Origin of the sequence: Psychrobacter sp. Ps2 (genome assembly GCF_022129405.1) — a bacterium.
In the GTDB taxonomy this organism is placed as follows: domain Bacteria; phylum Pseudomonadota; class Gammaproteobacteria; order Pseudomonadales; family Moraxellaceae; genus Psychrobacter.
In genome coordinates this window covers 245,897-257,312 of the sequence record NZ_JADQAM010000061.1, presented here as the reverse complement: position 1 = coordinate 257,312, position 11,416 = coordinate 245,897, and the positions used below count along the sequence as shown (strand labels likewise).

Annotated in this window: 6 protein-coding genes; 2 read left to right on the top strand and 4 right to left on the bottom strand. The window is 41.2% G+C overall.

Going from position 1 to position 11,416, the window contains the following annotated elements; translation table 11 throughout:
• Positions 1–113 precede the first annotated feature (113 nt).
• From I3254_RS12735 to I3254_RS12725, 3 genes are all read right to left on the bottom strand, one after another.
• Positions 114–2,264 (bottom strand): hypothetical protein, encoded by a 2,151-nt coding sequence (locus I3254_RS12735; RefSeq protein ID WP_238053115.1) that lies wholly within the window; start codon positions 2,262–2,264, stop codon positions 114–116.
• Between the two features lie 79 nt (positions 2,265–2,343).
• Entirely contained in the window at positions 2,344–2,808 is a 465-nt protein-coding gene (locus I3254_RS12730; protein WP_179797464.1) for a hypothetical protein, read from the bottom strand.
• 269 nt (positions 2,809–3,077) lie between these two features.
• Complete coding sequence (locus I3254_RS12725) at positions 3,078–5,102, bottom strand: hypothetical protein (RefSeq protein WP_238053114.1); 2,025 nt, start codon at positions 5,100–5,102, stop codon at positions 3,078–3,080.
• 583 nt (positions 5,103–5,685) lie between these two features.
• On the opposite strand from I3254_RS12725, the gene aceE reads away from it, so the two are divergent.
• Positions 5,686–8,496, top strand: a complete 2,811-nt coding sequence (gene aceE / locus I3254_RS12720; protein WP_238053113.1) for a pyruvate dehydrogenase (acetyl-transferring), homodimeric type — start codon at positions 5,686–5,688, stop codon at positions 8,494–8,496.
• 28 nt (positions 8,497–8,524) lie between these two features.
• Positions 8,525–10,243: a 2-oxo acid dehydrogenase subunit E2 gene (locus I3254_RS12715; protein WP_238053112.1), complete on the top strand. Its 1,719-nt coding sequence runs from the start codon at positions 8,525–8,527 to the stop codon at positions 10,241–10,243.
• Between the two features lie 195 nt (positions 10,244–10,438).
• On the opposite strand, the gene I3254_RS12710 is transcribed toward I3254_RS12715, so the two are convergent.
• On the bottom strand, positions 10,439–11,065 hold the full coding sequence (locus I3254_RS12710; protein ID WP_238053111.1) for an OmpW family outer membrane protein: 627 nt from the start codon (positions 11,063–11,065) through the stop codon (positions 10,439–10,441).
• Positions 11,066–11,416 lie beyond the last annotated feature (351 nt).

Here is an 11,416-nt window from a genome sequence, read left to right as displayed (position 1 = left end):
AAACATAAAGAGGTAATAAATCTCTAGCTTGGTTCATCAAAATCGATTAGGTCAAGCTAGAGGGTTTATCTATGAGTAGCATTTACTACTCGTAGATAAATAGATTGAATTATTTATTGATTAGTACCAGTTTGTGAAGGTTTTGCAGAGAATACAACGTTGGCTGTTGCACCAGCATTTACCGTTGCAAATGTAACCTTTATTGTCTGACCAAGGGACTGGTCAGTTGCCGTCGGCGAGGCTGAAAAGCTGTTGGCTTGATACGTTAGCGTAGGTGCCAAAGTATCTGATACGACAAGATTATTAATAACTCTAGCGCTATCAGTGAAAGTGTTCTTAGATTCTAATTTATAGAAGATACATTGAGCAGCAGTCGCTGTTAGATTTCCAGTCACCCATGCAGCAGAGTTAACAGCAGGACTTGCACCACAACTATCTACTATTTGGTATTTCGCTAGATTAATGCCCTGCATGATCGTAGTAGACGTTGTAGACAATGGATTATCAGAAGTACTAGTAGGTACAGCGGTACCGTTAACTGGACCCTTAGGTTGGATAGATAGGGTTAAAGTTTCAAAATCGCCTATGTTATTTACATTAGCTTGTGTGGAGTTTGGATCGTTACTCCCTTCACCTGACGTGGTAACTTGCACACCAATTTTGACACTTTCGCCAGGAGCTAGGCCTTTGCGATTGGTGGTACTGCCTGTCACAAACGGAGTAGCTGCGTTCAGCTCATAAATACCATTCACACCGACGAGTTCAGTTTCACCAATATCAAATACACCATTGTTATTAGCATCTACGTATACACGTGTGATACTGATATTAGGATCATCGCTAATGCCAGAATTTCTAGTGGCAGTCGGTTTTATAGACAGTTTAACAGAGCTGTCATTATCACCTGTTCCTGCTGCTTCTGTGATGTCAGTACCATTGTTTGTAATGGTATAAGTATAAGTATTAGCAGCCTTGTTATTAGTTTCAGGAGTAATTAAAGCTACTTCTTTGTTTACACCTGGAGTGATAGCAATAGCACGAGTCTGATTAGTCGTCGTCACTGTTGCATTAGTATTGTCATCTTTACCTGTTAGAGGAGATGCAGGGTTTTCATAAGTGCTTTCTGTTAGACCACCCGGCGTCACACCATCATCAGATCTATCAATGATATCAGGGGTATTAGCATTTATATCACTATTAGTATTATCTCTAACAACTGCATAGTTGGTAAATAAGCTACTAGATGTTGCATCAGTTGCCTTTTTCGCACGGAAAGTAACTGTAATAGTTTCGCCCACTTTGATGTTTTGACCAGCTACAGTGATTGTTTTGTTACTGTTCGAAAGGACAGCAGTACCCACCGCACTACCATTAGATGTTGCAACAGAAGGTGCTTTATAGTTTTGCTGTCCTGATGCGATCGCTACTAAACCTGATGGTAGATCATCTGAGATGCTAATTGCAGTACCACTGATATTACCTTCGTTTTTGACAGTAATAGTGTAGTCAACAAAAGCATCAGTATTGTTTAAGTCAAAGTTTTTGTTACCAAGGTTGGTCGTAGCTGACTTGGTAATTGCGTAAATAGGTGTCTTAGTCAACGCATTATCGGTGTTTACTGCTGTATAGGTAGCAGGGTCTGTATTTGCAGATTTAGACTTCAAATACGTACTTTCAGCAGTAACCGTAAGGATACCGTTAGTATCAGCAACACGTTTAGTATCAGCTTGAGCAGTAACTGTGATTAGAGCTTTTTCACCTGGTGCTAACGCAATTGATTCATTATTAGCAATAGTGACTTCCCCACCAACGTTAGTGCCAGCAGCATTAACCTTTTGATACTTAATAACACTGTTGCCAAGGTTGTAGTCAAAATTATCGCCAGTTATATTAGCAAGAGTGATCTTATAAGTGTCGTTAACGTTACCACCGTTAGTTAGTGTATGAGTAAAGTCTACTGTTGAGCTCGCTTGCGCATTAATGGCACGGTCTTTACCAAAATCATCATCTTTTACATCGTCTACTACTGTTGAGATTAAAGAGAATGACCCTGTTTCAGTAACATTCACTGTAACTACATTTGACTCTGCAGTTTGTGAAGCATCACTACCTGCAACTGTATAAGAAGCTGTCGCTTTGTTAGTAACATTGAAAGAGCCTGAAGTGCCACCAGTAGGGGTTGCAGCATTCGCTCCAGTAGATAGACCCATAACAGCCGCAACACCGACAGCAAGCACGCTGTAGTTAAAAGTATTTGATTTCATATAATGCTCCACAAGAGATGGTAAGAACTTAGATTAAAAGTTAGAGTTTCGAAAGAGTTGGGGCTTAATAGCTACTGAACTAATTGACGGTGGTATTAAGAGCAACGGCTGCAGATTTCTTAGCTGGTAATAGCTTAATATTCCAGCGTAGCGTACGGTATTCAGAATATGGAACCTTAACCATTTTGCCGTCTACTTTACGCATCAGCGGCATGTCAGCGTAGTTCTTACCATCCGTGCTGGCTTGTGCGCTCGCAGGGACTGCTTCACCAGTAAATGTCATGTTAGTAGGAATAGGCAGAGTTACCATCAAGTCATTAATATCTTTGTTGATGGTATTGATATAAGTTGCTTTATATTGGATTACTGTACCTGCTGGTGCGGTACGTACCGGTGTATAAATCGTTTTACCTTCCGAGTTTTTTACGACTTGATTAGACGTCAATTCCATTTTTAGAGCATCATCAGCATGTGCTACATTTAGTAGACAATTAGAGGCTAACGTAGCTAATAAAACACTGCGTAAAATCTTGAAACGTTTCATATAAAATCCTTTCTTATACCGTTGCTATCATTGGGCTACTAATGTTTTGAGTCATAATAAAACTATCTACAGTTTCATATGAGTATTGTCTGCAAAATGCCTATATTTCTCATTGAGCTATTGTCACGTAACCGATACAAAGATTCACTATAAAGATGACAAATGGTAATTCGAGGTAGCTAAACGGTAAAAAGCCCTGTCTGGGTAGACAGGGCTTTTTCTGGTTAGAAAGAACATCAGTAATATTTTAAAGATGCAAGAAATAATAGCTACTGAGTGTCCATAGTCGTGCCATATTTAGTATTAAAATATAGCGTGGCTTTGGTAGGAGTTGATCCAGTAGGTTTGTTTAAGTTAAACAGCTCAGAGGTAATAGTACCTGTCGGTAGAGTTGTGCCAGTATAGAGAGAAGTAGGATATCCTTTAGGAACTGGCAAAGCGAAAACAGAGGTTACCAAGTTGGTTTGCGACTTTACCTGTAATTGATCGTTGATTTGAATATCTTTCAAATCAACATGACCTCGATTATAAGCTTCAATTCTATAAGCAATACATTTTCCGGGTTCTATGTCTTTTATTTCTGCAATACTAAATGCAGGGGTTTGAGAAGGTGTACCAGTAGTACCGTTAAAGTTTGTATTGATATTACAATTATGGACATATTGCGATTTAATAAGCACTAAAGAAGCGTTATTCGCCTGAACTTCCCCAAAGTCTAAATTGTTATATATGTAGGTGCCATTATTAAGTGATACTTCTCTGGTATTAGCAGTGGTATCTACACTATAAACCCATGAGGTTGGCTCGGTTTCCACTAAGCAGATTCTAGTTGGCAATGCACTTGGTTGAACAGTAAAACTGTACTTACCTGAACTTGATACTGTTTGTGGATTAGCTGAGCTTGTAATAACCTTAGTACCGTTACAGTTTGTTAAAGTAACTTGTAACGCACTGTCAAATATTCCAGACTCGTTACTATCTAAGATGCCATTAAAGTAAGCACTATTTGCAGTAAAGGTGTTAGTAATATTCTGTTTAGTAGAGTCTGCAGCAGTAATACCGCCATTATCGTTAAAGACAGTGCCTGAGAAGACATAGTTAGGGCTGCCGTTTGTGATTGTACACGTCCAGTTGTCTCCGTAAGTTAGCTTAAGGTTTTTTGGGTCTAAAGTGCTAACGGATGTACCATCTGATTTTCTACAAGCATATAAGGCAGTATAATCTGCTAAATTTGTCGATCCTGAGACTGCTTCTGTCAATGTATAGGTCTTGGTAGGATTAACTTTGAAAGTTCCTGTAGTACCTGTACCAGTCGTGACAGTGTTATTCGATCCCGTTGTAGTAACAGAAGTAATGCCACTCGTAACTACCGAATTATCTGCATTGTCTTTGATTTGGACAGTAAATTGATCGTTATTCGTTTTACGAGAAGTTGAAAGCGCTTTTGTATATGTTAGACGCGGCTGCGGTTGATAGCAGTAGCCATCAAACACAATATTAATTAGTTGGTCACCTGGGTTGCCGATACTATTAAAGTCATAATATTCTAAATTAGGATTATTGCCGTAAGTTACATCTACTCTGACTATAGGTTGATCAAAAGCTACCGACACTTTGCATTTTTCGTCTATTGAGTCTGTGCTACATAGAACGTCAGAAGTTGTGGTCGTTTGGCGATAAGGTGCCGTAGTCGTCATTCCGGCACCGCTATATTTTCGAATTGGAGTTACCGGTGCACCTGTGCTGGTGAAGCCTGTTATTGTCACTTGGTCAGAAAACTCAAAATATCTAACACCTAAATTACTACTACCTGTTCCTGTCGCTACGTAGTTCACATCTATGTCATAGATACTTAAGCTGACATTATCAAGTGCTTGTGATTGCTTACTAAAATTATTTGTAAAAGTATACGAAACCGTACGAGTAGATTCCTTGGTAGCAAAGTCCTGAAAAAATTCAAACGATTGGAGGTTGCCCGCTAGCGTTTTAGGACTATAAAAGTTGGAACCTCCGGAATCTAGAGTGCCAGTAGTACTAAGGCTATTAGATGCAATGACGTAGTTTTCACCTTTAAGTCCATTTAAAAGTTGGTTTACACCAAGAATAGGTGGTGATGCTGTCGATCCTAAGTTGCTGTAATCAACGCTTGAAAACTCATCAGAAATGTATCCAGCAGGACATGTTGTTATCGCTGCAAAAGCTAAATAATTAGGTAGCAGTATTAATAAGGATGGTAGAGCTATCCAACGCGTTACTCTTGACTTTAGAGTCGATGGTATAATATACGGGTTCATAATAGCTCCGAGAACAAGGATAGAATATACATATAATCTTATAATAAGAATAATACTTAAATCACAATTAATATACACAAATGAGACGAATGTCTATTTATAGGGTATGAGTAACAAGAAGTGTATTTTCGATTAGTGTATTTATTAATTAAAAAAGCAGATATCTACCGCTATGGACAGCAAATTTCATCTACCTATTACTAAAATCTTGGTATCAACGGAATAATGGTTAATAATATTTACCTAACAACTAATCATTATTTATTTAAAAAATACTTGTTATTCCATCATTTCTCTACAGCCATAAACAACTTAGCTGTAAAGGCTTATAATGGAATGTCATAGTCAAATAATGATTAAACGAATAGCTATAGCATTATGACGGTTTGGCAGATGTGTTGATTTGATGCATTTGTCGATATGAGTAATACTATTTTTATAATCAAGCTGTATATCATCGCACAAAACAATGGAATGCTTGGACGTAGCAAGGATGTCATAAGTAAACCAATCTCTCATCATGCATTTTTCAATGAAGCCCTGCCATTAGGTAGGTATGACTGATATAAAAGGATTAACAAGAATGAATTATTATAAGGATGCTGATAGCACCGAAACTCAGGAATGGCTGGCAGCCTTTGAGTCTGTGGTTAAACACGCAGACAAGGACCGTGCTCAGTTCCTCCTAAAAGCCTTATACAATATGGCAGTTCAAGAAGGACTGCCGTTCAACAGACTAGACACTGCGTACGTCAATAGTATCGCTGTTGAAGACGAGCCAATGTACCCAGGCGATCTAGGCATGGAGCGTAAGATACGTGCGCTAATTCGTTACAACGCACTTGCCATGGTCATGCGTGCCAATAAAAACGACGATGATCTAGGTGGTCACTTAGCGACATTCGCCTCTAGTGCGACACTTTATGAAACGGGTTTTAACCATTTCTTCCGCGCCGCTAGCGATCACTTCGGTGGTGACATGATCTATTATCAAGGTCACTCAGCACCAGGTATCTATGCACGCTCTTATCTAGAAGGTCGTTTGACCGAAGATCAGCTTGATAATTTCCGTCGTGAAGTAGGTGGTAAAGGTCTATCAAGCTATCCGCATCCATATCTAATGCCGGATTACTGGCAGTTCCCAACGGTATCGATGGGACTTGGCCCAATCATGTCTATCTATCACGCCCATGTACATCGCTATATGGAAAATCGTGGCTTGCTAGAAAAAGAAGGTCGTAAGATTTGGACATTCTTAGGTGATGGTGAAACGGATGAGCCAGAAAGCTTAGGGGCTATTTCTCTTGCTGGTCGTGAGAAGCTGGACAACCTAATATGGGTAGTTAACTGTAACTTGCAGCGTCTTGATGGTCCAGTCCGTGGTAACGGTAAAATCATTCAAGAGCTAGAGTCAGTATTCCGCGGCGCAGGCTGGCGAGTCATCAAAGTTATTTGGGGTGGCAACTGGGATTCATTACTTGGTAAAGATCATACAGGCGTGCTTAAACAACGTATGGAAGAAGTGGTGGATGGCGAGTATCAGTTATACGAAGCGCGTACGCCTGAATTTACTCGCAAAGAATTCTTTGGTAAATATCCAGAGTTAGAAGAAATGGCAGATGCGTTGACTGACGAAGAAATCTCACGTCTAAACCGTGGTGGCCATGATCCAGTTAAAGTTTACGCTGCCTTTAGCGAAGCGATGAAAACCAAAGGCCAACCAACGGTTATTTTAGTCAAAACCGTTAAAGGTTATGGTTTGTCTACCCAAACGCAAGCCGTTAATAAATCGCATCAGGTCAAAAAGCTTGATCAAGAAGCGTTGATGTATTTCCGTGATCGTTTTGATTTGCCATTTACTGATGAGCAGTTAGAGACTCTACCGTTCTACCGACCTGAAGAAGGTTCGGCGGAGATGAAGTATCTTAAAGGTCGTCGTGAGTCGTTAGGTGGTCATCTGCCAAACCGTCGTAGTGGTCACATCCCACTGAATATCCCTGAACTATCAATGTTTGATCGGGTATTAAAAGGCAGCAATGGTAAAGAGCAGTCTACGACGATGGTATTTGTACGCTTACTATCTGCGATGCTTAAAAACAAAGACATCCAAGATCGCGTCGTACCAATTGTACCTGATGAAGCGCGTACGTTTGGTCTAGAAGGTATGTTCCGTCAATTGGGTATTTACTCGGCTGTTGGCCAAAAATATACACCAGAAGACAGTGAAGCGTTGATGGGCTATAAAGAAGCCATCGATGGTCACATGTTAGAAGAAGGTATCAACGAAGCAGGCGCAATGAGTACTTGGATTGCATTGGCAACCAGTTATTCTGTGAACGCATTACCGATGATTCCAATGTATATCTATTACTCAATGTTTGGTTTCCAACGTGTGGGTGATTTGGCTTGGGCGGCAGGTGATTGTCAAGCACAAGGCTTCTTATTAGGCGCAACTGCTGGTCGTACGACACTTAATGGCGAAGGCTTACAGCATCAAGATGGTCATTCACAAATTCTGTTCAATGTCGTGCCAAACTGTGTCAGCTATGATCCTTGCTTTGGTTATGAGCTAGCCGTTGTCATGCATGACGGTCTACGCCGTATGTATGGTGAAGGCGAGCGCGTTTACTATTACTTGACGTTGATGAACGAAAACTACGAGCAACCTGCTATGCCAGAAGGAAGCGAGGAAGGTATCAAACGTGGTATGTACTTACTTGAAGACAATGGCTCAACACAAGTGCAACTACTAGGTTCTGGCGTTATCTTGCGTGAAGTACAGAAGGCATCACAGATACTAAAAGACGAGTTCAATATTACGTCTAACGTTTGGAGTGTAACCAGTTTTAATGAGTTGACTCGTGATGGTATGGTTTGTGACGATTACAACCGTCTACATCCAATGGATGAAGAGAAAGTGCCTTGGGTTACTGAGCAGTTAGCACCGCACGAAGGTATCGTGGTTGCAGCGACAGATTATATGCGTAACTACTCAGAGCAAATCCGTGCTTGGTTGCCAGACAACCGTCCTTATACGACTCTGGGTACCGATGGTTATGGCCGTTCTGATACGCGTGAAAACCTACGTAGCTTCTTTAACGTGGACGCTGCGCATATCGTTGTGGCAACGCTTAAACGCTTAGCCGATGAAGGCGAAGTTGAGATGCGTTTGGTTAAAGACGCGATTTCAAGCTTAGGTATCGATGTGGACCATCCACCTGCATGGCAACAGCAGTCTTACTATGACCAGTCTCCAGATGCACCAGCACCAGGTAACGTAAATCCAAATCCTGTACCTGAATTTATCGCTGAAGACGATGATGAAATCAGTAATGAAGGCCGTGCTGAAGATCAAGCAGATGCAAATGTACTTGATGATAAAAATGTCAAATAATAATAACCATAAGACGAGGAAATAAATCATGGACATTAAAGCCCCCGATTTAGGTGTTGAGAGCGCCGAAGTCAGCGAGATTATGGTAGAAATTGGTGATATCATTGCAAAAGATGACAACATCGTATTATTAGAATCTGACAAAGCATCAGTTGAAGTACCAAGCTCTGCTGCTGGTAAAGTGACTAAGATTAGCGTTGCTATCGGTGATCAAGTCAGCGAAGGTATGGTGCTGATTGAGCTTGAAAGCGCAGATGATAGCGCAGAAAGCAACGATGAAAATGCTGCTGAAGAGCAAGAAGCGAACAGCACAGACGATGTTAAACCAGAATCAAAACCTGAGCCTGTTGCAACTGAATCAAAGCAATCAGAGTCTGCTGCCAAGCCAGCCGCTAATGCTGGTAAAGCAACTACTCATGCATTACCTGATTTAGGTGTTGACGAGGCACAAGTTTCTGAAATCATGGTGAGCGTTGGTGATACTGTTAGCGCTGAGCAGTCCATTTTGCTAATCGAATCAGATAAAGCTTCAGTTGAAGTGCCAGCGCCAGTTGCCGGCAAGATTGAGAAAATCTTGGTCGAAGCAGGTGATATGGTTGCTAATGGTCAGGACTTTATCGTCATCATGGCAAGTGGTACAGATGATGCTAGTGATAGTGAATCTGAGGCGCCTAAGCCACAAGAGTCAGCACCAGCCAAAACAGAAGATAAACCAGCTGCTAAAACCACTGGTGAGCCAAAACAAGCGGCCAAACCGACCAATACTGATACAGCTGCTAGCAAAACAGAGGGTAAATTAACTGAAGCACAGGTCAATGAAAAATTGGTTGATGTGTATGCAGGTCCTGCCGTTCGCAAACTAGCCCGTCAGTTAGGTGTGGATATCACACAAGTGAATGGTTCAGCTCTAAACGATCGCATTCTAAAAGAAGACTTGTTTGCACATGTTAAGAGCAGTCTAGCCAAGCAGAAAGCGGCACCTGTGAGCAGTAACGCTGTTGGCTCAGGTCTACCGAAGCTGCCTGACATGAGTAATGCTGAGATCTGGGGTGAGACAGAAACACAAGACCTCAGTCGCTTGCAGAAAGTCTCGATACCACAGCTCAACTACAATACTTTGCTACCGCAAGTAACGCAGTTCGATCTGTCTGATATCACTGAGACCGAAAAACTACGTGGTGAGCTAAAAGGTGGCATGAAAGCTGAAGGTATTGGCTTTACTATCTTGGCCTTTGTGGTTAAAGCAACTGCTTACGCGTTGACCCAGCACCCACGATTCAACAGTCACTTGAGTGATGACAACACTCAGGTTATATTGCGTAAAAGTGTCAATATGGGTATTGCTGTGGCAACAGATGATGGTCTTATCGTACCGGTTATCAAAAACGTCCAAGATAAAGGCCTGAAGCAAATCGCAATTGAGATCGGCGAGCTTGCTGTAAAAGCTCGTGATAAGAAGCTCAGCACCAAAGATTTGCAAGGGGCGAGCTTTACTATATCGAGCCAAGGTAACTTGGGTGGTACCGCCTTCACGCCACTAGTTAACTGGCCACAAGTTGGTATTTTAGGTGTCTCTGAAGCAAGTATGCAGCCACGTTGGGATGCTAAGACACAAAGTTTTGAGCCACGTTTGATGCTGCCACTGTCCTTGTCTTATGATCACCGTGTGATCAATGGCGCAGATGCTGCTGTATTCACTCGTTATATCGCAACGCTATTAGCAGACCCACGTCGTATCTTGATCTAAAGCTAACTAGCAATACAAAAAGACTGCCCACGGGTGGTCTTTTTTATGGAGATTATTTGTTCTTACAGGTTATTATCTATTTTTATAAATAATTGCCTAGTAGCTGGTGTAGACAGATGGTAGTAACCATAGTTAATAGGCACAAAAAAGCCAGCTATCAAGCTGGCTTTTATTACGCATGGTAACTTTACTAATTTAGAACTGTTTAACGAATGCTACGCCATATACCCAAGGGCTGATATCAACTTCGCCGATATCAGTACCGTTTAGGCTTGCATCTGTTTTGATGTCCATATAACGGGCATCAATACGGAAAGCTTCGGTAGGAGCAAAAGGAATATCAATACCAACATGGCCAGCTACACCAACGCTATCATCAAGCTCTAAATCATTACCATTACCAAGGTAGATTCTTTCTTTGAAGAAAGTCGTGTAGTTCACACCAACACCAACAAAAGGCTTCACATTCATAGGCAGATCATAGCCATCGAAGTGATACTGTACAGATAGAGTAGGTGGTAGGTGCTGAGTTTCTGCATCAATAGTAGTATCACCAGTTTTCAGAGTGATGTCATGATGGAATGGAAGCGCCGCTAGTAGTTCGACACCAACGTTGTTAGCGATAAAGTATTCTCCACTGATGGTCGGACGCACATCGCCATCAACATCAACAGATAAACCATTATTCAAAGTACCGTTGTCGCTTTTAGGGTCTACATAGTGAGCACCGGCAGCCACTGTCCAAGTACCAGCAGGTACTGCAAAAGCAGAGGTCATAGTAAGTGCAGTAGCAGCGGCTAAAACTAGGGATTGTAGTTTCATCGTTTGATTCCTCAACGCAATAATAGGTTATCGATAAGCATTTAATGAGGGATGGCATTAAGTGCTGATACACAATGTTATCATTATAGATTGCCTTGTAACATTGTAACGCTATTGTAGCATTAAAACCATTTTAATAGTAAGGTTTTAACTAAAAAACCCTTAATAATTTTAAGGGAATGAAAGGTTATGGTGTAAATGACAGGTTCATCAAAACATATTTGTTAAACAGTTCTCGTTACTGTAAGTTAGTAGTCAGTTTTATACGGCTGGTATAAATTAATATAAAGGGACAATTAACGACGACGGATAGGGTGTATTATGCTGGGCTACTGTAGTAACTCGCCGCTG